The organism is Nocardioides sp. NBC_00368 (genome assembly GCF_036090055.1).
GTDB lineage: Bacteria > Actinomycetota > Actinomycetes > Propionibacteriales > Nocardioidaceae > Nocardioides.
Genome location: NZ_CP107970.1, coordinates 3,467,037 through 3,489,464, shown reverse-complemented (window position 1 = coordinate 3,489,464; position 22,428 = coordinate 3,467,037). Strand labels below are relative to the sequence as shown.

Annotated in this window: 22 protein-coding genes and 1 pseudogene; 17 read left to right on the top strand and 6 right to left on the bottom strand. The window is 67.5% G+C overall.

The window, feature by feature from the left end:
* The first annotated feature begins 16 nt into the window (after nucleotides 1-16).
* Nucleotides 17-1,306 (top strand): ATP-binding protein, encoded by a 1,290-nt coding sequence (locus OG984_RS16605; protein ID WP_328527399.1) that lies wholly within the window; start codon nucleotides 17-19, stop codon nucleotides 1,304-1,306.
* Here the strand turns inward: OG984_RS16605 and dcm are convergent.
* Nucleotides 1,214-3,247 carry a DNA (cytosine-5-)-methyltransferase gene (dcm, locus tag OG984_RS16600; protein ID WP_328527398.1) on the bottom strand — a complete coding sequence of 678 codons (2,034 nt, stop codon included), beginning with the start codon at nucleotides 3,245-3,247 and terminating at the stop codon, nucleotides 1,214-1,216. The genes OG984_RS16605 and dcm overlap by 93 nt on opposite strands.
* Before the next feature lie 80 nt (nucleotides 3,248-3,327).
* Nucleotides 3,328-3,804 (bottom strand): hypothetical protein, encoded by a 477-nt coding sequence (locus OG984_RS16595; RefSeq protein ID WP_328527397.1) that lies wholly within the window; start codon nucleotides 3,802-3,804, stop codon nucleotides 3,328-3,330.
* 275 nt (nucleotides 3,805-4,079) lie between these two features.
* On the opposite strand from OG984_RS16595, the gene OG984_RS16590 reads away from it, so the two are divergent.
* From OG984_RS16590 to OG984_RS16545, 11 genes and pseudogenes are all read left to right on the top strand, one after another.
* Entirely contained in the window at nucleotides 4,080-4,316 is a 237-nt protein-coding gene (locus OG984_RS16590) for a hypothetical protein (protein WP_328527396.1), read from the top strand.
* Nucleotides 4,317-4,344: 28 nt separating this feature from the next.
* A pseudogene (locus tag OG984_RS29525) lies at nucleotides 4,345-4,428 on the top strand (LacI family DNA-binding transcriptional regulator); the annotation flags it as partial.
* A gap of 115 nt (nucleotides 4,429-4,543) precedes the next feature.
* Nucleotides 4,544-4,723: a hypothetical protein gene (locus OG984_RS16585; protein WP_328527395.1), complete on the top strand. Its 180-nt coding sequence runs from the start codon at nucleotides 4,544-4,546 to the stop codon at nucleotides 4,721-4,723.
* On the top strand, nucleotides 4,720-4,863 hold the full coding sequence (locus tag OG984_RS16580) for a hypothetical protein (protein ID WP_328527394.1): 144 nt from the start codon (nucleotides 4,720-4,722) through the stop codon (nucleotides 4,861-4,863). The genes OG984_RS16585 and OG984_RS16580 overlap by 4 nt, the downstream gene beginning before the upstream one ends.
* A gap of 165 nt (nucleotides 4,864-5,028) precedes the next feature.
* Complete coding sequence (locus tag OG984_RS16575; protein WP_328527393.1) at nucleotides 5,029-5,790, top strand: hypothetical protein; 762 nt, start codon at nucleotides 5,029-5,031, stop codon at nucleotides 5,788-5,790.
* A gap of 40 nt (nucleotides 5,791-5,830) precedes the next feature.
* Nucleotides 5,831-6,145 (top strand): SAV_915 family protein, encoded by a 315-nt coding sequence (locus OG984_RS16570; protein WP_328527392.1) that lies wholly within the window; start codon nucleotides 5,831-5,833, stop codon nucleotides 6,143-6,145.
* Nucleotides 6,142-6,432 (top strand): hypothetical protein, encoded by a 291-nt coding sequence (locus OG984_RS16565; RefSeq protein ID WP_328527391.1) that lies wholly within the window; start codon nucleotides 6,142-6,144, stop codon nucleotides 6,430-6,432. The genes OG984_RS16570 and OG984_RS16565 overlap by 4 nt, the downstream gene beginning before the upstream one ends.
* Nucleotides 6,429-7,697: a WXG100 family type VII secretion target gene (locus OG984_RS16560; RefSeq protein ID WP_328527390.1), complete on the top strand. Its 1,269-nt coding sequence runs from the start codon at nucleotides 6,429-6,431 to the stop codon at nucleotides 7,695-7,697. Before OG984_RS16565 ends, OG984_RS16560 begins: the two co-directional genes overlap by 4 nt.
* A 77-nt stretch (nucleotides 7,698-7,774) precedes the next feature.
* Entirely contained in the window at nucleotides 7,775-8,452 is a 678-nt protein-coding gene (locus tag OG984_RS16555; RefSeq protein WP_328527389.1) for a hypothetical protein, read from the top strand.
* Between the two features lie 444 nt (nucleotides 8,453-8,896).
* Nucleotides 8,897-9,532 (top strand): nucleoside/nucleotide kinase family protein, encoded by a 636-nt coding sequence (locus tag OG984_RS16550; protein ID WP_328527388.1) that lies wholly within the window; start codon nucleotides 8,897-8,899, stop codon nucleotides 9,530-9,532.
* Nucleotides 9,533-9,928: 396 nt separating this feature from the next.
* Complete coding sequence (locus OG984_RS16545) at nucleotides 9,929-10,195, top strand: hypothetical protein (RefSeq protein ID WP_328527387.1); 267 nt, start codon at nucleotides 9,929-9,931, stop codon at nucleotides 10,193-10,195.
* Nucleotides 10,196-10,209: 14 nt separating this feature from the next.
* On the opposite strand, the gene OG984_RS16540 is transcribed toward OG984_RS16545, so the two are convergent.
* Together OG984_RS16540 and OG984_RS16535 are read right to left on the bottom strand one after the other, a co-directional pair.
* Nucleotides 10,210-10,992, bottom strand: a complete 783-nt coding sequence (locus tag OG984_RS16540; RefSeq protein WP_328527386.1) for a hypothetical protein — start codon at nucleotides 10,990-10,992, stop codon at nucleotides 10,210-10,212.
* The gene (locus tag OG984_RS16535; RefSeq protein ID WP_328527385.1) at nucleotides 10,989-11,738 is read right to left on the bottom strand and encodes a helix-turn-helix domain-containing protein; all 750 of its coding nucleotides are present in this window, start codon (nucleotides 11,736-11,738) and stop codon (nucleotides 10,989-10,991) included. The genes OG984_RS16540 and OG984_RS16535 overlap by 4 nt, the downstream gene beginning before the upstream one ends.
* Nucleotides 11,739-11,812: 74 nt before the next feature.
* Between OG984_RS16535 and OG984_RS16530 the strand changes: the two genes are divergently transcribed.
* Entirely contained in the window at nucleotides 11,813-12,352 is a 540-nt protein-coding gene (locus tag OG984_RS16530; protein ID WP_328527384.1) for a TOPRIM nucleotidyl transferase/hydrolase domain-containing protein, read from the top strand.
* A gap of 12 nt (nucleotides 12,353-12,364) precedes the next feature.
* On the opposite strand, the gene OG984_RS16525 is transcribed toward OG984_RS16530, so the two are convergent.
* On the bottom strand, nucleotides 12,365-14,188 hold the full coding sequence (locus OG984_RS16525) for a hypothetical protein (RefSeq protein ID WP_328527383.1): 1,824 nt from the start codon (nucleotides 14,186-14,188) through the stop codon (nucleotides 12,365-12,367).
* A 329-nt stretch (nucleotides 14,189-14,517) separates the two neighbouring features.
* On the opposite strand from OG984_RS16525, the gene OG984_RS16520 reads away from it, so the two are divergent.
* The gene (locus OG984_RS16520; protein WP_328527382.1) at nucleotides 14,518-18,558 is read left to right on the top strand and encodes a carboxypeptidase regulatory-like domain-containing protein; all 4,041 of its coding nucleotides are present in this window, start codon (nucleotides 14,518-14,520) and stop codon (nucleotides 18,556-18,558) included.
* 141 nt (nucleotides 18,559-18,699) lie between these two features.
* Entirely contained in the window at nucleotides 18,700-19,857 is a 1,158-nt protein-coding gene (locus tag OG984_RS16515; protein ID WP_328527381.1) for a hypothetical protein, read from the top strand.
* A gap of 122 nt (nucleotides 19,858-19,979) precedes the next feature.
* On the opposite strand, the gene OG984_RS16510 is transcribed toward OG984_RS16515, so the two are convergent.
* On the bottom strand, nucleotides 19,980-20,555 hold the full coding sequence (locus OG984_RS16510; protein ID WP_328527380.1) for a mismatch-specific DNA-glycosylase: 576 nt from the start codon (nucleotides 20,553-20,555) through the stop codon (nucleotides 19,980-19,982).
* A 77-nt stretch (nucleotides 20,556-20,632) separates the two neighbouring features.
* Between OG984_RS16510 and OG984_RS16505 the strand changes: the two genes are divergently transcribed.
* Together OG984_RS16505 and OG984_RS16500 are read left to right on the top strand one after the other, a co-directional pair.
* Nucleotides 20,633-21,163, top strand: a complete 531-nt coding sequence (locus OG984_RS16505; RefSeq protein WP_328527379.1) for a hypothetical protein — start codon at nucleotides 20,633-20,635, stop codon at nucleotides 21,161-21,163.
* Between the two features lie 10 nt (nucleotides 21,164-21,173).
* On the top strand, nucleotides 21,174-22,415 hold the full coding sequence (locus OG984_RS16500) for a site-specific DNA-methyltransferase (RefSeq protein WP_328527378.1): 1,242 nt from the start codon (nucleotides 21,174-21,176) through the stop codon (nucleotides 22,413-22,415).
* Nucleotides 22,416-22,428: the final 13 nt, after the last annotated feature.

Genomic DNA, 22,428 nt, shown 5'->3' with positions numbered 1-22,428 from the left:
CGGAGTGTAGGAGGAGATGCTCGTGGGAATGAGTCGATCGTACGATGTAGCGCCGTCAGCAGCACGGCTGACGCAGTCGCTCCGGGACATCGGCTACAACTTCCACACAGCCATCGCCGACTTAGTTGACAACTGCGTCGCAGCCGGTGCTACGCACATCAACGTCGAGACGGTGTTCGAGCCAAATGGGTCGTACGTGCTCATCTGCGACGACGGCACCGGCATGAACGAGACCGAGGCAGTCGAGTCCCTCCGGTTCGGCACCCGACGCGACTACGAGCTCAACGAGCTGGGCCGATTCGGGCTCGGTCTCAAAACCGGCTCATTCTCCCAGTGCCGGCGCCTAACCGTGGTCTCACGGAAACACCGCACAAAGTCGGAGGTCCACGTCGTCACCCTCGACCTGAACCGTGTCGCCCGCGACGACTCTTGGGCAGTTCTCGCAGACGAGTCTTCTCCCGCGATCGAGCGCGCCGTCGACATGTTGCAGGAGTCGCCGGGGACCGTCGTCGTGTGGGAGGACCTCGACCGGGTGCTCCCCGACCGCTACGCGGAGAACGGCTGGGGACGGCGCCGGCTGGCGAGCCTTGCTGGAAAGACCAGCGAGCACCTCGCGATGGTGTTCCACCGCTTCATCGAAGGAGCGGTGGCCGGGCGCGGTGACGTTGTGATCGCAGTCAACGGCGAGAAGCTGCGCGCGTGGAACCCGTTCGCGCCCGACGAGGCTGAGACCAAGTCACTGCCTCCCCAGCGCTTCCAGATCGAGACCGCTGACGGCTCCTCGCCCGTGCGGTTCTGTGGGTTCATCCTTCCGGCACGTGATCGCTTCTCCTCTCCTGAAGAGTTCGACCGGATGTCCGGCCCGCTCAAATGGAACCGGCAGCAGGGTCTCTACATCTACCGTGCAGACCGGCTTGTGCAACATGGTGGCTGGTCCGGCATCCGTGGCATCGACGAACACACCAAGCTCGCCCGCGCCTCCATCGACTTCGACACCAACCTCGACGAGGTCTTCCAGATCAATGTCGCGAAGATGAAGGTCGAGCTCCCGCCCACGCTCAAGAGCATGTTGGAGCGACCCGTGCACGAACTCTCCGTCCTGGCCAACGACGCCTACCGGCGTTCCGCCAACGCGGCCGAGCGCAAGGAGACGACCAAGTCGGCGATGACCGAGGTCGCGCTCCAAGACGTCGGCGTCGCGTTAAAGGCAGCACTACTCGAGGAGAGCGAGTTGCCCGCCTTCCGCCAGGCCCTCGACACCCTGCGGCGCCGCAACCCAACGCTCGCCGACTCTCTTGGTCTTTGAGCTTCCCCTGATCTGATCGGCGATATATCGCTCGCACCACAACGCGAGCGGACAGGCGCCGCAATCGGGCGCCTTCGGCGTGCAGACCGTCTGACCGACCTCGATCAGGGCAAGGTGGGCCTTACGGCTCGTGGAGTCGGCGTTCCCGATCAGTCGGGCGATGGCAATCCGACCGTCACTGTTCCGGTTGCGGACCCACCCTTCGTAGCCATTGAAGAATCGTCCCGCAACCCGGAGCGCGCCCGCCGTCGCCACAACCGGCTCCTCGTCATCGGACTGGACCAGCATCGCGATCTCCGCGACGCTTGACGCGACCATTCCATCGTCGACGAGAAACTCCAGCTCCGCGTCCGGAATCGTTGATCCGACACCATGGTCGACGAGGGTCTCTGCGATTGCGAGTAGACGGTCGGCGGCGTCCCCGCGATCGATCCAGGCGCAAATCTCGCGCATCCTGTCATGCTCCGCTACGAAGTCCTTCGGCGTGGGCACTCGGGCGAAATGGGGCCAGAGCGCGTCCTTTACCGTCTGCCTAGCGTCGCCGAGAATGAGCTCACCCACAATTGCGAGCCACCGCGACCTCGAGGTGATCCAAGGCTCCAGCTCAGCCTCGTGTGCGGCGAACCAAGCCGCGAGGGCCGAGCTGGTCTGCGAGCTCGACACCGCCCTTAGCGCCGAAGCATCGCTGAGCGCTCGGGCCACAGTGCGTCCGACTGCGCGACCTAGGAACGGCGGCACGGCGTTCCCGATCTGACGGAAAGCTGACGTCGGGGAACCCGCGAACCGGAAGTTGTCCGGGAAGGTTTGGATCCTTGCCGCCTCACGGACCGTCAGGGTCCGGTTCTCCTTCGGATGGATGTACCAGTAGCCATCCTTCGCGATATGCGCGGTGATCGTCCTCGACAGGTCATTGCCGTCGAGACGCTTGTACTTGTCATCGAAGATGTCGTCCCGATAGCGCTTGAGCTCGTCGGGCAACTCGGAATACTTCGTCTTCGTGTCCAAGTGCTCGAACGCGATCAGATCATCGTCACGCACTTTGCGCGTGACGTGGTCGTAGATTCGGTGCCGATGGAGACTCGACACCTTACTCCGCATCTCCTGCTGGAATGGCGTGACCGCACCGCCGTACGGCTTGTATTCCGTCCGCGTCGTCTCTGACTGCCAACCGGCCTTCGGATCCACACTCGGCAGGTCGGAGATCGCGTTGCTAAGCGTGACCCGATCCTCCGTCGGCTCGGGCCAAGTGAACGCCGCGCCGCTCCGGAGTGCAATCAGAATCAGCCGCTGTCGAAACTGCGGGACGCCGTACGACGAGGTCTCGACCACCCGCTCCTGGACCGAGTAGCCCTCGTCTTCCAGCTCCTTGACGATGCCGCGGAGGATGAACATCTCACGGTCGAGTGCCATGTCCGGGACGTTTTCCATGATCACGGCTCTCGGCTTGGCCATGCGGATGATGTCGACGTACGACTGCCACAAGTCACGACGACGGTCATGTGGATCCCGAAGCCCTTCCCGAACCAAGTGCCGCATCTTCGAACGGCCAGCCTTGGAGAACGGTTGACACGGTGGACCCCCGGCGATCACGTCGATCTCGACGGACCGGAGAATCTCCCCCACCTTGTCAACGTTCTCCGTGTCGCCGAGGTCCCAGCCAACGGACATACCGCCGAAGTGATGGGTGTGCGTCGCCAAAGCATCTGCGTCGAAGTCCGCGCCGAACACCACGCGCATCCCGGCGTCTTCGAGTCCTAGGCTCATACCTCCCGCCCCGGAGAACAGGTCTGCAGCCAGCAGCAGGTCCGGGTTCTCCTCGCGCATCCGGGCGCACAGCGCCACGAGCTCATCGGCACCGTCGACGTGCTCGGCATGGGACGCCAGCTTCAGGGGCATCCCCCTGTCGAAGACTGCGGGCTGACTCGGAATTCGTTCGCTCATGTGTTCACCTCGGGATCAGTCTACGGATCTCGGTCGCGTCGACGTGATCGCCGCTGTCGGTGTCGGCGGGCAAGTCGGGATTAGTACGCGAAGATGTGTGCGCTGAGGACGTCCAACTCGCGACGCGTATCGCCGAAGAACGCTCCGAGGCGGCGGGAAACGGTCTGGAACGGTCGCTCCCGGGGGGACCCGTCCTCCCGCCAGTTGTTGCGAGGGACCAGGAGGAACAGGTGTTGGGCGTCGACGGCGATATGCGCCTTCCACATGTCCTTGAGGTCATGGTTGTTCGTCGTCGCACCGCCGCGCTCGACCTCTGCGATGATGCCGCGGCCAGCTCCGAGCTGAAAGAAGAAGTCCGGTCGAGCCTTCGTTACGAAGCCTGCCTGCGGGGTCAGGACTACCTCCTCCCTGAAGCCGAGCTCAAGACGAAGCAAACGGGCGAAGTGCGCCTGAATCTCTTGACTCTTGGCGCCATGTACGTGGATCGCGGCGATCTCATTCCTTGTCGCCTCGATGTGTGCGAGGAGATTTTGAGCGAGTTCATCTACCTTCTTCATCTCCGCGGCATGATGCAGTGGCACCAGGGTTCCTACATGCCGCGCATAGCCCTCCACGTCGGCGAGCTTCGCAGCTCATCCGCGAAGAAGCTAGTCCACGATCAGCGTCTTCGCGCCACGCTCGGCCCCGGTCAAGGGCGCGCAAGGCGGCAGAAGCGCGGATGCTTGGTGCCCTACCGGATCCTCGGTGGGATATGACCGCAACATCGCTCATTCTGCGGCGGGCTCGGCGCCGTTGTCCTAGCGTGGAATAAGGATCCTCGAGGAGGGATTTCGTGGCTCGTATCAGGACGCTCGACCAAGGGACGCAGAATGTGCGCCCGCACACGTCAGAAGTGGACTGCTTCTATCAGATAGTCCACGGCCCGCGGAATGAGCGGCTGCTGCACCTCACGACGTTCGGTTCGGATTCACGCGAGAGCGCGCCGAAGAGCAGTCAGTCGATACAGGTCGATCGGGCCATCGCTGAGCAGCTGATGGAGGTGCTTCGGAAGACCTTCCCCGGTCTCTGACGCTCATGGGTTCATTTACGCTGACCCCATGACCACGGGGCCGCGCCGAGCGACGGTGAAGGATGTTGCGGCGCTTGCGGGGGTGTCGCCGAAGACGGTGTCGAACGTGATGAACGAAACCGTGTTATGCACGCCCCGACACCCGCGAGAGGGTGCTGGCGGCGGTGGAGGAACTGGGGTTCGTACCGAACCTGAGTGCCCGAAGCCTGCGGAACGGAAGGACCGGGGTGATCGCGCTGGCGCTGCCGGACCTGGCGACGGCGTTCTCGGCGGATGTCGTGCACCCGGTGGTGCAGGTGGCGCACGAGCGCGGGATGGTGGTGCAGATCGAGGAGACCGCGGCGGAGCCGAAGCGGGAGTACGACCAGTTCTCGCGGGCTCGGGAGAGCACTAGATCGAAGGGGTGATCCTCAATCCGATCCGGCTCAAGGACAGCATCGTCGTCCACGACGCCCAGCTGCCGCCGGTGGTGCTGATGGGGGAGGTCGAGCAGCGCAAGGTCGATCGGGTGCTGATCGACAGCCGCGGCAGGCCGGGTATGAGGTGACGAAGCACCTGCTCGAGCGCGGCGCGCGACGGTGTTCTCGTCAGCCTTCTTTCTGAGTTTCTCGAGATGTTGGTTTAGGACATCCGATTCTGGGTATGAGAGTCCGTGACCACCCGTTCTCGACTGGAAGCAGACGATGGCCCACCACATAGCAGGAGCGATCTGATGAGGGCGCCAGAAGCGATCCCGTTCCGCGGCCGCGCGAAGTGGGGTGAGGTTGCGGGCAATGTGTTGTTGGCGGCGCTCGGTTCTCTGCTTGCTTGGGTTGCGTTCTCGCAGGTCCCGGCGAACGTTCTTCCGGTGCGCGTTGCTGCCTGGTTCACGCTGTTCGCCGTCGTGATCACCTTGGTCTTGGTCTTGGCGTTGGTCGTGACGAGACAGATGCCGACGGTCGAACCGCATGTCCACGATGGCAAGGCGGGATTCGAGGTTCATGCATGGCGCGGGGACTGGTGGCACGCGATCGGGCTCGACCTGGGACTGGGGACGGCGGGAGTCGTGATCTGTGTCCTGGCGGTCCGCGCTGGCAGCGACTGGCTCCTTGGAGCTCTGGTCGTCGGAACGCTTGGCGCATGGTTCCTGATTCGTGCGCTGCTTGCTGTGGTTGGTAGGCGTCGCAACGAGGCGCTCCTGTTTTTGGATGACTATGTCATTCATCGCACCCCGGCCGGTTGGTCCGGTTGTCCTGGGAGCTCGGTTCAGGCGGTGCGTGGCAGGGGGAACGCCGTGGTTCTGATTTTGGACTCACCCGCGGTAGTGACCGAATGTCCGGCGCTGTGGCGGGGAAGCCGAAGGATCGCTGCGGATTCGATGGTTGTCCGCTGTTCAATGATGGGACACACCGCTGAGGCCCTTGCGGACTGGCTTCAGGATGCATTGGGGTTGAACGCCGACGGCGAGCCACAGCAGCCCCATCGTCGGCGGTGACGTGTTGTGGAGTTCACATCTCTATCGGGAGGGTTTGGCCATGGTTGACAACGAGTCCAGTGCGGAAACATCGGAGAACCGGAGCGAGTTTCCGCCGCTCGTGTACGTACCCACGACAAGCGAGCAAGATCCGGCAACACGCAGGATTCTCATGCACAAGGTGGAGGACGGACGTACGGCTCTCTACACGTACTCGGCGATCGACCGACTCCATCGCTACTACCTGCCGAAGGCGCCGTGGGTGGTCTGCGATGTGCCAGCGCTCCAGCGTGTGCACGACGAGACGCCCTACGACCTGTTGTTCCTCGATGTTGACCCAGGTCTCCGCGACTGGGATGAGGACGATGCCTCATGAGTGTCGATGTCGAGCTTAGTGTGCTCAGCGATATCGCCAGTGATCTGGACGGCGGCGCGGAAGGTTTGGAGGGCCTGGCTGGTGGGGTTCCCAGCGGTATCGATGCTGGTCCGATGACCGCGGTGATCACCAGCATGTTGAGCCAGATCGTCGACAGTGCTGGCAACGTGTCCACGTCGATGTCTGGTGCGGCCGATGCCGTCCGGTTGTGCCGCCGCTACTACGAACGTGCAGACGCCGACGCTGAGGCTGGTCTCGGCGACATCAAGAAGGCGATGGGCAAATGAGCGTCGACACCGAGATCCAAGGAAACCCCGCGCACGTGGAAAGCGCCGCCAACTGGGTCAAGGGCAAACTCGCTTCCAAAGTCGGAGACGCTGCCGACAAGCTCAACGACTCGCGACGAAACGCGGACGGGTCGTGGAACTCGGACGCTGGTGATGAGTTCGTCGACATGATGTCTCGGGCGCGTGACAAGACCGAGGACCTGGAGAAGGCCGCGAAGAAGATGGCTGGAGACCTCGAGGACTTCGCCGAGAAGCTGCGCCGATGCCAGGACCAGATGGAGGACGTACGGCGTGACGCGCGGGCTGCACACCTTGTCGTGTCTGGCTTTCTTGTCCAGGATCCTGGGCCACCGCCAGTTGAGCCGCCTGGAAGCTTCACCGGGACACCTGAGCAGGTGGCGCAGTATGAGAAGGACGTGAAGGCCTACAACGATCACCTGGACAAGGTCATCGCGTATGGCGACGCCAAGGCGGAGGCTGCTCGCATCGACCGGCAATACGCGACGGCATGCAAGGCCCTTCAAGAGGAATATGCGCTCAACCAGCATGCGGCCTGGATCCTGAACGCCTCGGACGTGCTCGGTGCCGCCGCGGCAGGTGCGATCGGCGTGAACGTCGCCGCGAAGCAGTCGAAGCTCCACGGCCAGGCACAGGCACTTGTCGATGAGACGAAGCAGGCCATTCGAGATCTACAAGCGCACCCGGAGCGCTACATGAAGAGGAAGTGGCTCTTCTTCGAGACCCTCGATGAGACCAAGCTCAGGGCCGATCAGCTTGCCCTTGAAGGGAAGCTCGACAAGGCGGAGAAACTTCTCGACGACGCAGCTAAACTCGACGGAGGGAAGATCCCGAAGTTCCTGGGACGTGCGGGCAAGGTTCTTGGTCCCCTGGGACTCGGCCTTGGTCTGTACAACGACTACCAAGAGGGTGAAACGGGGACGCAGATCGTCGTGTCGCAAGGCGTGTCCGCAGGACTTGGAGTCGCAGCAGGCGCCGGTGCAACCATCGCCACCGGCGCTATCGTAGGGGCGACGGTCGGCTCAGTGGTTCCCGGCCTGGGCACCGCAGTTGGTGCGGTTGTGGGCACAGCTGTCGGTGCTGGCATGGCGATCTTTGCCGATGGGGCGATCGATTCACTCTTCGAGAACGGGCCCGATGTGGGCAAGGCGCTGGAGGAAGGCGGGAAGGCTTTGGCTGGCACAGGCGAAGCCATCGGAGACGGAGTGTCAGGAGCAGTGAAGGCCGTTGGCGGGTGGTTCGACTGAGTTCGCCCCAGGCCCCCGGCCCGGTTGGCAGTGCCCTTGCGGTTTTCTCCGGGTTGGCGTCGTTGGGGATCGGCGCTGTGGTCCTGAGGAACTACCACGATGAGCCTTTCACCATCGTGTGGTCGTCGCTCCCCATCGTGCTCGGTCTGATCGTTCTGATCTCCTGCGTCGACTTGATTCTCGCCAAGCGTTCAAGGAAACCGGCTTACCCTGCCCGCGACAGTGTCCTCGACAACGAGCCCGCACGGTTCCTGCCTCGTAGGACAAACCGAGGCAGTGTCGTCAGCAACGTCGTGCTTGTCCTGCTCGGTGGTTGGTTTCTGGTGATGGGCGTCGTCGGCGCGGTCGAGGAGAACTGGCTCTGGCCAGTGCTCGCAGCCTTCCCCGCGGCGTACTTCTTGGGTTTCCCTGTCCTGCGTGCTGTCGGTCTGTTCCGGCCTGGTGGCGTGTGGTTGACGCCGACGAGGCTTGTGAACGAACAGTTCGGGCTGCGCAGTGAGATCGCGCTGAGCGATGTGGACACGGCGATGCCCCGCGTCGACGACGTACGGGTGGTGCCAGCTGATCCGTCTGCGATCCACCACAAGCGGCGGACGCCGCGACTGTGGTGCGCTCGCCTGGTTCCCGGCGAGATGCTCATTCTCGACGGTATCGAGGGTGGCATCGACGGGCTGGCTGCCGAGATCCGCAAGCGCGCCGAGGTCGCTCAAGACGGCGGCCAGCGTCGGCGCCGCAGGTTGTGGGGGCAGCGGTGATCACGCTGACCCCATGACCAGGCGGCAGCGCCGGGCGACGGTGAAGGACGTCGCGGCGCTTGCGGGGTCCTGGGGACTACGACGCGGTAGCGCGGGCGCGGCGATCTAGTGAGCGGTCCGGTGGCCGTGCGCGATCCACACGCCGACGAGGATGCCCAGCAGGTAGCCGATACCTGCGCCGATGAGGAGCGCCGTGCTCATCGGAAGAGTGGCCTTCGGGACTTCATGTGTCCATTGGCGCTCGTGATCGAGTCGTGGTCGATCTGCGTCGGAAGGTATCCACCGAATCGGGGATGCGGGGATCGCCACCTGTTGCCGTTTGGCCTGGGCTTGACGTGATTGTGTGTGGCTGGGATCCGTGGGAGCGAGCGGGTTTCGCGGAGTGTCATCGTCTAGTAAAAGGGCCGATTTCCGATCGGCTCGAATGCGTCGTGGAGGTTTACGTTGGCCGTCAGTGAGAGCGGGCTCCTTCGGCTGGCGGAGCAGCTAAAGGAGAGGGGCAGCAGCAGATTCCTGCTCGGGATCGTCGGGCCGCCGGGGGCGGGGAAGTCGACGTTGGCGGAGCGGCTGCGGGACGTACTCAACGAGGACGGACCCGTCGCGGTGGTGGCGCCGATGGACGGGTTCCACCGGAGCAACGCGGAGCTGGACGCGATGGGGGCGAGGGGGCGGAAGGGGGAGCCGGACACCTTCGATGCCGAGAGGTTTGTGGCGGCGTTGCGACAGGTTCGCGCGGGACGGCAACGGGTGGAGTGGCCGACGTTCAGCCGGGTCACTGACGAGCCCGTGCCCGGCGGGGTGGTGATCGAGGACGAGCCGATCGTGATCACCGAGGGCAACTACCTGCTGCTGGACGAAGGGCCGTGGAAGGACGTACGCGGGTTGTTGGACGAGGCCTGGTTCGTCGATGTCCCGGACGCGATCCTGGTGCCCAGGCTGCTCGAGCGGTTCCTCGCCGGCGGGAGGTCGCGGGCGGAGGCGGAGGCGAAGATCGCGCAGAGCGATCTGCGGAATGCCGCTCTGGTGCGGGCGACGAGGGATCGAGCGGATCTCGTCCTCGGTGGCTTCGTGTCGGGCTAAGGTCTGACGGCCTTGGCCAATATCCCCGGGAGTACGTGAACGATGAGTGATGCCCGGCATCGGCGTCGACAGAAACGGCAACGGAACCTGAAGCGTGGGTCTTCTCGGAGAGTTGTACGCGAGGTTCGTAGAGCCAGGGGACTCCAGTCGATGTCGGGGACGTGGGAGGGCTGGCCCGATTGGCTCCGCTATTCGTTAGGGGGCGCGGCCATCGTCGGAGGGTTGCTCGTGCTCCTCCCTGCCGGGGAGTGGCTCGACGTCCAGGGTGACACGAAGGAACGGGCCGAGGTTGTCGCAGTGCGTGCACACCCCGGAACCGACTACTGCCATACGCGGACCGATGGAACGAGACCCAACCGTTCAATCACCTGGCACTCCCTGAATCCTCCGGACGGCATGGATGAGACCTTCGTCCAGATCGGAGGATGCTTCGTTCCGGACGTCGGTGAGACCTTCACCGTCTATCGGGTCGGAGGTGAGCCCGGGAATGTTCGGGTGCGTGTGAATCCGGCGGACTCGATCGGGGAGGTCCTTCAATGGGCGGGATTCGGCGCAGGTGCCGGCGTGTTTGTCGGAATCCTCTATCTCGGCATCGACCGGGCTCAAGACCGATTCGCCAGTTGGCGCGGCAAGCATCCGGGTCGATGGTGGATCAAGCGCTGAGTCGGCACGTCTGATCAGCCCTCGGTGACGGCGCAGTCGACGAGGAACGACATCAGCTCGGTGGCGTCGTCGGTGGTGACAAGAGTGTCGAGGGCGTGGTCGAGCTCGAGGCGCCGGACACCGGGGACGGTGATGGCGTCGAAGCCGTTCGAGATCAGGATGCCGGTCATCATCAGCAGGGCGGTGCGCTTGTTGCCGGCGGTGTAGAAGCGGGTCCGGGCGGCGGAGCAGAAGTAGATGAGCGCCTGGAGACGAGGGTTGGCGGTCTCGGCGACGCGCTCCCGCAGTCCCGCGAAGCGGGTTCGGAGCAGTTCGCTGCCACCGCGGCGCAGGGTGCCCTCGCCGCGGAACCTTCCGGCATCAGGTGCCTCATGGCGGGCGAGGATGCGGTTGAGGCGGTCGGACGTCGATTTGTCGATTTGGAACCTGCCGTAGCCGACCAGATCGCGGAGAATGCCGTACGCCTCGCCGAGCGCCAGCACCTGCCGCTCCTCCTCGGCCGGGTGGTCACCGACGGTGATGCCGGCGAGGAGGGTGCGCACCTCGGAAAGGGTGAAGCTGTTGCCCTCGAGCCGCGCGGCGTTCCAGACCAGCTCGGGGAGGTGTGCGCGGAAGCGACGCCAGGCCCGCTCGGTGTCGCCGGGGAGCATCCGGGAGAGGTCGACCTCGGTCCACCAGACGCCGGTGTCGCGCACCTGGGCCTCACGGTCCCCGACCACCCGGAAGGTGTCGTCCGTGGCCGGCTTGCGGGCGGCGTACGTCTCGGGGTCCGGTGCCCAGCGGGGCTGCTTCGTCACCACGTCCGGATCTCCTCGCGGGCTCGGTCCGCGGCGTCACCGCCGACGGATATGGCGTCGATGGCGATCTGGATCGGGGCGGCGTAGACGACGCGGTCGCGCTCGAACGTACCGAGGAACAGATCGGGTTCGGCGGCGGCGACGACCACGGCGGCACCGTCGGGGGCGGACGCCGGGCGGAGGGCCCCGCCGAGGAGAACGGGCACGAGAGCGCTCGGGTCCTCGCACCACATCACCGAGATCGCAGGGACGGCCTCGTCGAAGGACGGGAGGTCCAGGCCGGCCGCGCCGGAGAGCGCCCACCGCTGTCCTGAAGCGTCGCCGGCGGAGGCGAGCCGGCCGATGGTGGTCTCCCCGCTGAGCCGGACGGCATCCGGACGGTGCAGTACGCCGGAAGTCCGCGCGGCCTCCTCGACGATCTCGACCGGGTCGCCGTCGGCCCAGGCGTCGAGCCGGCGGGCCCAGAGCTCGATGTCGGCAGCGACGTCGGCCGGATAGAGCGGATCCAGAATCGCGCGCGCAGCTGCGGCGGCCGCCGGCGTCGCCAGCGGAGCGGCGATCATCGTCAGCCCGGCGCCACAAGCCGTGGTGATGGTGTCGAGCGTGTCGACCGACGGGCTGACCACGCCGTTGACGATCCGGTGGACTGTCGAAGCGGACACGCCGGCGCGCGCAGCCACCTGCCGAGCGCTCAGCCCCGAGCGCTCGATGCACTCCGCGACGAGCCGCCCGACGCCCTGTTCCATATATGCAACCCTAGTAAAGGATGTTGCATATATGGAACAGGCATGCCGACGTACGTTCTTCTAAGGTGTCCGCCATGACGCGACCGATCACGCTGCTCGTCGAAGGGGAGTCGGACAAGGCTCTGGTGGAGGCGCTGGCGCCGAGGTACGGAGTGGAGCTGGTCGAGCTCGGGATCGAGGTCGTCTCGATGAACGGCGCCGGCAACGCCGGGCGGTTCATCAAGGAGACGACGGCGGCGGGACACCGGGTCGGCGGGCTCTACGACGAGGCCGAGGAGCGCTTCGTCGCCAACGCGCTCGGTCGCCAGCTCGGCGAGGACCTCTCCGGGCAGGGGTTCTTCGCGTGCCGGCGCGACTTGGAGGACGAGATGATCCGGGCGATCGGCGCGGCGCGGATCGTCGAGATCCTGGAGGCCAACGGCGAGGGCGGCAAGTTCCGTACCCTGCAGAACCAGCCCGAGCACCGCAGCGAAGAGGTCGCCGACCAGCTGCACCGCTTCTTCGGCACCGCCTCGGGACGCAAGATCCGCTACGGAACCATCCTCGGCGAGGCCGTCGAGCTCGAGGCGATCCCGGACCCGCTGGTCGGGCTGCTGACCTGGTGCTGGGGCTGATCTGGGGCAGAACTAGGGCTCCATGTCGTCGTGGACGACGACGCGGGAGAGCTCGATGGTGCCGTCGGGGCACTTCCAGAAGTGCAGCCGGCGGGCGCTGGGGGTGTGGATCTGCATCGAGACCCGGTAGCAGACCGCGCCGTCGGGACGTGACTGTGGCGCGGCATTGCCCCCGGCAGACGTACGCAGCTGGTGCAGCTCGCGCCCGGTCGACTGCTCCGCGAGGCCGGTGAGCACCTCCATGACCACGTCGGCGATCTTGTCGAGGGCGATGCCCTCGAGCGCGTCGACGCTGTCGAGGAACCGCTCGCCGATCGCGAACTGGGGCAGCGGCCGGGTGGGCTGCTCGCCGACCGGGATCCGGCGGGCCCAGGCGGCCTCGACCAGATGACGGAAGCCGCGCTCGCGGTCGGCGAAGACCGGCGGGGCGACGTCGGTCGGTGCGGTGCGCTGCTTGGCGCGACGCAGCTGGGAGCGCATCCGGGCGAGCTCGGCGTCGCGGGTCTCGACCTGGCGCGCCGCGCGGGCGAGGTCCTTGGCGAACTGCACGCGCTCGTTGCGCAGCCCCGAGACCTGGTCGCGGAGCTCGGCCAGCTCGGCCTCGAGGTGGGCCTTCTCGGCCTTGATCGCGGTGACCTGCAGCGACATCGACTGCACCGCCGCCTTCTTCGCCGGGGCAGGCTCCTTCTCCGGCACCGGCTCGGGCGCGGGCGCGGGGGGCGGCCGGAGGGCGCGGACCGGTTCGCCCTTGCGGCGCGGCATCATCGCCGGGGTCGGGATCGCCGGCCTGGGCGGGGCCGCGGGAGCGGGCTCGGCAGCGGCCTCCGGCATGCTCTCGGCGGGCTCGGGAGCCAAGCGCTCCGGGACGGTCTCGACGTGCTCGACGATCGCCGGCGGTGGCGCATCCGGGTCGAGCCAGGGCGGGCCCCCGGCGTACAGGGAAAGGGCTTCGCGGGCGGTGTCGTGCTCGCGGACCTCGCGCAGCGACAGCCGCCACTTCGGTCCGGTGGCCACGATCCGCGCGAGCACGACCTCGCCGGGAGTGAGGAGGGCCTGGAGGTCGTCGTCGGGGTCACCGGTCACGTCGGAGCGGAAGACCTCGACGGTGACGTCGGGATGCAGGCGGAGGTCCGCGGAGCCGGCGAGGACGGAGCGGACCTGCGCGGGGACGACGTCCCCGGCGGCGTACGTCTTCAGTGCCTCTTCCGCGGTGGGGCGGCTCTCCCGGATGTCGAGCCAGCGTGACTTCTTCTCCAGGACGCCGTCGACGTGCATGCCTGGGGCGAGGACGTGCTCGATCGGCACCCCGGCCTGGGCGAGCTGGGGCGGGATCGATGCCATGTCGCCGCCGTCGAGGTCGACGAGCGCGCGCTCGCTCATGATCGAGCGCACGGTGCCGGCGCGGCGCTCCCGGGTGGAGGCGGTGCGGGCGCTGTCGAAGAGGCCGGCGGCTGCGGCCATGTCGAGGGCGTCGTCGATGAGTTGCCCGGTGAGCTTCTTGCCCTCGGACTTGTTCCAGGCGAAGCGCAGGGGTGCCTGCTTCAGGTCGACGTTCCACGCCAGGCCGATCGGGTAGACGCGCCCGGCGCCGCCGTAGACCTGCGTGCCCGGTGTCATCTTGTTGGAGAAGGCCCAGGTGTGGCCGCCGGTCGTGACCAGGTAGAGGTCGGCGAGGTCGCCGATCTCGGCCGCGATCCGCTCCACGTCGGCGTAGGGATCGCTGTGTCCGGACGCGACGGTCACCACCACGGTCGGCTTGGTGCGGGTGTCGCCGTTGAGCAACGCCGCCAGCGCCTCGGCCTCGGACGTGTTCGTCACGCGCTTGATCGCAGACATGCCCCTCCTTTCACAAAAACGTACAGCGAACGGAAAGCGGACCCACCCCAACGACCCGCGGTCATCGAGGGGGCATTGGATCTGCGCGGATACCGGGGCCGGTGTCAATGACGCGCCCGTGTCATATTTGACTCGCCAACTTGTCTAGAGCCGTGACGCTTTTACGACATTGTCAGATATCTGCCGCGCTCCAGCGCTCCGAATGACTGCGCCTGTAACAAATCAGGAGAACGGTTTCCCGTGGCAATAATCGATCCGTCCGCATTACCCGGAAAAACGCGCACGATCTGTCACGGGCTTTGCCGACGGTTTCCGCAAGGAGACCCACCTTGAGATATTCACGCCTCGGCCGATCGGCCGTAGTAGCCACGGGCATACTCGCCGCCACCGCTGCGATGCTTGCCGCCACCCCCGCATTCGCCGGCACCCCTACAGCCGACGACAAGGCCCCCGCGGCCAAGCTCTCGTCCACCCTCGAGTCGAAGTTCGAGAAGTCGGACTCGACCGACTTCTGGCTCCGGTTCTCCGACAAGGCCAACCTCGGGCCGGCCACGTCCATCAAGGACTGGACCGAGCGCGGCCAGTACGTCGTCGACGCGCTGGAGAAGACGGCGAAGGCCTCCCAGGCCGGCGCCGTCGCGCAGCTCGACGCCGCCAAGGCCAGCTACAAGACGTACGCGATCTCGAACGCGATCCTGGTCAAGGGCGGCTCCGAGGAGCTGGCCCTGAAGCTGGCCGCCGACCCCGAGATCAAGACCGTCCACGAACGGGCCAAGCTCTCGCTCGTGGAGCCGGTCAAGGAGGAGACGGCCACCAAGGCGCCGCAGGGCACCGAGTGGGGCATCGACTTCATCCATGCTCCCGAGGCCTGGGCGCAGGGCGCGACCGGCGCCGGCATCGTCGTCTCCAGCGTCGACTCCGGCACCGACTACACCCACCCGGCCCTGGTCGGCCAGTACCGCGGCAACAACGGCGACGGCACCTTCACCCATGACTACAACTGGTTCGACGCCTACGGCGACTGCTCCAGCGGTCCCTGTGACCTCGACGGCCACGGCACCCACACCATGGGCACCATGGTCGGCGACGACGGCGCCGGCAACCAGATCGGTGTCGCCCCCGACGCCGAGTGGATCGAGACCAACGGCTGCTGCGGCACCGACGCCGGTCTCCTCGAGTCGGGCTGGTGGCTCCTGGAGCCGACCGACGCCGACGGCGGGAACCCGGACGTCTCCAAGCGTCCGCACGTCATCAACAACTCCTGGGGCTGGAACGGCGTCGGCTACATCGACTCCTTCTTCGACGACGTGAACGCCGCCTGGAACGCAGCCGGCCAGTTCTCCTCGTGGGCCTCGGGCAACCCGGGATCGATGTGCCAGGGAACCTCCTCCCCGGGCGCGAACACGCTCACCTACTCGGTCGGCGCGGTCGACTCCTCGGGCACCGTCGCCTCGTTCTCGGGCCGTGGCCCGGGTCAGGACGGCCTGGTCAAGCCCAACATCGCGGCACCGGGCGTGAACGTACGCTCGTCGGTCCCGGGTGGTGGGTACGCCAGCTACAACGGCACCTCGATGGCCGCGCCGCACCTGGCCGGCGCCGTCGCGGCGCTGTGGAGCTACAACCCGACCCTGATCGGCAACGTCGAGGAGACCCGCCGCCTGCTCAACGAGGCAGCAACGGACGTCGACGACACCACCTGCGGTGGCACCGCCGCGAACAACAACGTGTACGGCGAGGGTTACCTCGACCTGGCACGCCTGATCGCCCTGGCCCCGGCCGAGGGCGGCACGGTCGCCGGGACCGTCACCAGCGGCGGCGACCCGATCGCGGGCGCGACCGTCGAGCTCGACGGTGACACCCTCGACCGCACCCTCACCACCGACGCGGAGGGTCACTTCTCGGCCGACGTCTACGTCGGCGACTACGAGCTGACCACCTCGGCCTTCGGGTTCGTCACCGAGACCGGGTCCGCGTCCGTCACCGAGGACGCCACCACGACCGTCGACTTCGACCTCGCCGAGGCGCCGAAGCACACGGTCAGCGGCACGGTCACCAACGCCGGCACCGACGCCCCGGTCGCCGGGGCCGAGGTGCGGCTGTCGCCGGGCAACCTGTCCGCGACCGCAGGCGCCGACGGCACCTACTCGTTCGCGGGCGTCCCGGAGGGGACGTACACGATCTTCACCGAGGGGTCGGGCTGTGCCGAGGCCACGAGCTCGGAGATCGAGGTCATGGGCAACAAGACCCACCACGTGAAGGTGGTCTTCTCCTACGACGACTACGGGTACTTCTGCTCGGAGGGCTCGAGCGGCGTACGTTCGGGAAGCACCGCGCTCGGGCTCGAGGGTGACGACGTGGCCGCCTCGGTGGACCTGCCGTTCAGCTTCCCGCTCTACGGCGGCAGCTATGCCAAGGTGTACGTCGCCTCGAACGGTCACGTGAACTTCCTCGCTTCGAGCACGGCCTTCGCCAACGGTGCGATCCCGGCGGCGAGCGTGCCGAACGCGGCGATCTACCCGTTCTGGGACGACCTCGACGCCCGTGGCGACGCGGACGTGTTCACCGGGCCGACGACCGTCGACGGTGAGGACGCGTTCGTCATCGAGTGGCGGGACATCCTGCTGCTGGGCACCACGGACGCGCTCGACTTCTCGGTCACCCTCTTCGAGGACGGCCGGGTCGAGCTGGGCTATGGCGACCTGCCCAGCGGGGACCGGGCCCTGGGTGGCTCGGCCACCATCGGCATCGAGAACGCCACCGGCACGATCGGCACCCAGTTCTCGCTCAACACCGCCTCGCTGAGCGACGACAAGTCGATCATCTTCGACCTCGCCCCGATGGGCACGGTCTTCGGTGTCGTGAAGGACTACAACACCAAGGAAGGCATCGACGGCGCCGAGGTCACCCTGACCCCGGCCGCCGGCGGGTCCGCCAAGACGGTCGAGACCGGCGCCGACGGCTCCTACAGCGTCGACGCGGTGACCGGTGCGTACGGCGTGAGCATCACCGCGCCCGACTACGTCTCGGTCAGCCGCGACATCAGCGTCGCAGAGGACGCGACCGTCACCTCCGACGCCCAGCTCAAGGCCGGCCGGCTCGCCGTCACCCAGACGGCGCTCAACGCCAGCCTCGCGATGGGTGGCTCGGTCTCCCGCAACCTGAAGATCGCCAACAACGGGTCCGCGCCCGTCGAGGTCGATCTGGGTGCCACCGGCGAGGAGGTGGTCATCCTGGGTGACAAGACCGCCTCGGCCGGCGTCACCAAGAGCGCGACCAAGAAGTCCACGGCGGTCAAGACGGCGCCGGGCGCGGGCTCGAAGTCGTCGGGGCTGACGTCCTCGAAGTCGGGGAGCAAGCTCGGTACGTCGGGGAAGCCCTCGGTCACCGCGCTCGCGCCCACGCCGGCGGGTGAGACGACGCTGTCCCACTCGAGCTCGCACGAGGTCGTGCAGTCCAGCTCGGTCGCGTGCCCCTCGGGGACCACGACGATCCTGCGCACCTACTCGCCGGGTGACTTCGGGATCTCCGGGAGCTTCACGCCCACCAGCGTGAGCTTCGCGGTCCAGGAGACGGCCAACGGGAACACGCCCGTGACGGCGACGCTCTACACACTGCCGGCCGGTGCTGCGTTCACCTTCGCCAACCTGACCCCGATCGGGTCGGGCACCACGACGGTGACCAGCGACTTCGGAGCGACCTACACGGTGCCGATCGCGGCCTCCGCGGAGATCGCGCCGGACGACATCCTGGTCGTCTCGGTGGCAGGTGCGGCGGTCTACTTCGGTGGCAACCCCGCTGCCGAGACCTCGCCGACCTACCTGGCCTCCGACGCCTGCGGTACGCCGGAGCCGACCGACGCCGCGGAGCTCGGGTTCCCCGACTCCAACATCATCCTCGATGTGACCGGTGAGACCGGCGGCGGTGGCGTCGCGTGGCTGGACGTCCAGCCGCCGTCGTTCACGCTGGCGCCGGGCAAGGCGGTCACGGCGATCGTCACGTTCGACGCCGCGGTCGACCAGCCGGGCACCTACACGGCCGACGTCGTCATCGGGAACAACACTCCCTACACCGTGGCGCCGGTCCCGGCGACCATGATCGTGAAGGCGCCCTCGGGCTGGGGCAAGATCACGGGCACGGTGACGGGTTCGGGTGAGCCGCTCGAGGGTGCTGTCGTGGCTCTCGACGGTGTGTCCTACGACGTGACGCTGCGGACGAAGGCGGACGGCACCTACGGGTACTGGATGCAGAAGTCCAACGCGCCGCTCCAGGTGATCGTCGCGGCCGACGGGTTCGTCCCGGCGACCAAGAAGGCGCAGATCGTGGCTGGTCAGACGACCGTCTACGACTTCGACCTGAAGCCGCTGAACTAGCTCGACGACGGGGCCCCGGACACCTGGTGGTGTCCGGGGCTTCGCCTTGTTGTGCGCAACGGGCTCCTGGCGGAGCTCGATTGTCGGTGGGCCGGTGTACGATCGCCGCGCCTGCGAGAACGACCCCTTTAACCAGCCCTTATGCCTGAATCCTCCAAGCCGGCCGTCGCCGAGATCCTGCGCCTGCGGGCTCCGTTGAGCCTGCAGGTCCTGCGCGCCGCGCTGAAGGGGAAGCGCGTCCTGCTGACCGAGGAGGAGCTGCTCGCCGTGCTCGGCTCGGGTGGCTTCGTCGAGGGGCCTCCGGGGCAGTGGAGTCTGGCTCCGGCCTCGGCCCCGGCGCCCGCGCCGGCTCGGTTCAACCAAGCCTCGCTGGCCGCGCGTGCGGGGGTGGAGGGTGACGTACTCCTGAAGGTGCTGGAGGCGCTGGTCACCGACCACCCCGAGGTCAACTGGGGTGCGCTGCGCGACCGGCTGGAGTCGGGCGCCGACGTCGCGGTCTCCGACCGCACCCTCGGTCTGCTGGAGGAGGGCGTACGCCGCTTCGAGGTCGCCCGGCTGCGAGCCGAGAAGCAGGCCGCCGAGGAGCGTGCCCGGGAGGCGGAGCGCCGCCGGGAGCTGCAGCAGCTGGCCGAGAGCGAGGTCGCGATGCTGCGCGCCGAGCTCGACGACGAGCGGCGGCGCGCGCACGACGCGGCGCTCGAGCGGGACCGGCTGCGCCAGGAGGCCGAGAAGCTGATGGCGCTCAAGGAGCAGGAGACCGCCTCGTGGGTGGCCACCGCCGCGGGCGGCTGGATGCTCGACCTCGGTGCGCCGGAGACCTTCGGCGAGGAGAAGCTCCGTCAGGCCCTCGGCCAGCTCGAGTCGGCGCTGGTGGTGCTCAACGTGCCGGTCTCCGGCCGCGAGATCGAGGCCGTCGTGGTGCACCCCGGCGGGATCGCGGTGGTGGAGCAGTACGACATCCCGTCCACTGCCGGTGTGGTCTCGGTGCCCGCCGCGGGGAAGGCGTCGGTCGACGATCGTCCCCTGGAGGTCAGCGATCCGCGCGGCGAGGTGCTCGCTGCCGTACGTGTCCTGCAGAAGGCCGCCTCGCTCGACCTCGCCTACCTGCCGGTCGTCGCGTTCCAGGGGCCGGCCGACGCCGAGGGTGAGGACGTGCTCGTCTGTCTCACCGCCGAGGTCGACCTCGCGGTCGACGACATGCTCCACACCCAGTCCTCGCGGGTCGCCGCCGAGGACGCGGTGGCGCTGCTGGCCAAGCTCGGGGTCCCCGAGCTTCCCCAGGCTCCTTCAGGCTTCTGAGCTTCTGCCGAGGCGTCAGGTAGGTCGGTCGAGACGTCACCACCGCCGGCCGAGTTGGCACGCGTTGCCGATTCGGCCGACGGGGGTGACGCTTCGGCCGACCGGGGTGACGCTTCGGCAGGTCAGATGATGCCGGCGGCGCGAGCGGCCTCGGCGTACGCGGCGGCGAGAGTGGGGACGGTCTCGTGGGCGTTGAGGCCCGACGGGTTCGGCACGACCCAGAGCTCGGCGCCCGCGAGCGGCTCGGGCTGGCGGCCCTGCTTGGCCTTGGGACGGTTGAACGCGGTCCGGTAGGCGGTGATGCCGGCGATCGCGACGACGGCCGGTTTCCTCCGTGCGACCAGGGAGAACAGCTCGGCGCCGCCCTCCTTGAGCTCGGCGTTGCTGAGCTCGGAGGCCTTGGCCGTGGCACGCCGGACGATGTTGGTGAAGCCGATGCCCTGGGACCGGAAGTAGTCGCGGTCCTCCGGCGTCATCCCCGCCGAGGCGTCGATGGGACGCGTCGTGATCCCGGCGCGGAAGATCGCGGGGTAGAAGCGGTTCAGCGGGTGCGCGAAATGGGTCTGGGTCGCTGCGGTCCACAGGCCGGGGTTGATGCCGACGAAGAGGAGTCGCAGGGGTTGGTCGTCTGCCGGGAGGAGGTCGGGGACCGAGGCGCCGTAGTAGGTCTGGAGCTCGGCCTGGGTGAAGCGGGCCACGGCGTGATCCTTCCATCTGCGTAACGACCTTCCCGCCCGGGGTGCAACAGCCGGGTGCCGTGGGGAGTATGTGAAATATGCACCCCACGCGTCTTCTCCCACTCGCAGTCGCTGCGACGGCGCTGCTGGTCTCCTCCTGCGGCACCCCCGAGGAGGCGACCGACCCGGGCTCGAGCCCGACGCCCTCCGCCTCCTCGCCCGCCACGCCCAAGTCGCAGCCCGAGCCGTCTCGTCCGCCGAGCTCGGAGAAGCCGGTGCGTGGCCTCGTCTCCGCCGGCGGAGCGGCCGAGGGCGACCTGGAGAAGACCGCGACCCCGCTGCCGGACGCGGCCGCGATCAAGGCGTACGCCGCCACCCTCGGCACCTCGCTCCAGGACTCGTTCACCACCGAGGCGACCAGGCTGCTCGCGCACGTCCCGTCCGGCCAGCGGCTCCATGCCCAGACCGTCTACGACGGTTGCGAGGCGCCGGACCCGGCGACCATCACGGCTTCCACCTCCGGCGCTGACGTGGTCCTCCGCGTCACCCCGCCGAAGACCACCAAGATCCAGTGCCTGGTGGCCGAGCGATCGGTCGCGTTGCTGAGTGTCGATCAGCCGGTCGGCTAACGTTCCCCGCGTGGGGGAGCCGTGGAACACCTTCGTCGAGGGCGACAACCTCGACGTGCTCCAGGCGCTCTCGGCGGCGGGTGAGACGTTCGATCTGATCTACATCGACCCGCCCTACAACACCGGCAGCCTCTTCGCCTACCACGACGACCGGCGCGGGAAGGACGGCAAGCGAGCCGGCCGCCACGAGGCCTGGGTCGCGATGATGCGGCCACGGTTGGAGGCGGCGCGCACCGTGATGTCGGAGCGCGCGGCGATCTACGTCTCGATCGACGACAACGAGGCCGCCCACCTCAAGGTGCTGATGGACGAGGTCTTCGATGAGCGCAACCAGCTCGCGCAGATCGTGGTCAACCTCAACCCCAAGGGCCGCCAGCTCGGCAACGGATTCGCCACGTCGCACGAGTATCTGCTCGTCTACGCCAAGGACGCCCGGACCTGTGCGCTGGAGTCGAGCATCCCCGAGGCCGTCAACGAGCGGGACTTCCCGCTGGTCACCGACGACGGGCGCCACTACCGGCGGCTGCCGCTGCGCAACACCAACAAGAAGTTCAACCCGGCGACGGCCAGGACGCTCCACTTCCCGGTGTGGGGAGACCCGGACTCCGGCCGCGTCGACGTCGAGCCGTTCGACGGCGGCCAGGAGATCTGGCCGGTCTTCGGTGACGGTCGCCCGGCGGTCTGGCGGTGGAGCGCCCCGCTGATCGCGGCCCGTCCCGACGATCTGATGTGCCGTCGCGTACGCGGGAAGCTGGGGGAGCGGGTCGACGTCTACCAGCGCGACTGGCTCTCCCGCGACGCCTCGGGCGACGCCCGGCGCAAGAAGCTCACCACGATCTGGCTGGCCGAGGAGATCGGCTCCACCGACTCCGCCGTCGCCGAGCTGAAGGCCCTGGTGGGACCGCTGTTCGAGTCGCCCAAGCCGACCGGCCTGATCCGCCGGATCCTGGCCACCATGCCGACCGACGCGCGGGTCCTCGACTTCTTCGCCGGCTCCGGCACCACCGGCCACGCGGTGGCGCTGGCCAACGTGGAGGACGGGGCGCGGCGTACGTGCTGGTCGGTGCAGATCGCCGAGACGACCCGACCGGGTTCGAACGCGGCAAAGGCCGAGATGGCGTACGTCTCCGACGTCACCCGAGCGCGGCTGCGAGCCGTGGTCGCGGTGCACGGGAACGGCGGCGTGAAGGGGTTGGTCGAGCGCGACCTGGGTGAGCTTCTCGAGGCGTCTGGCGTGACGCGGGGCGCGTAGAAGGCGTGGCAGG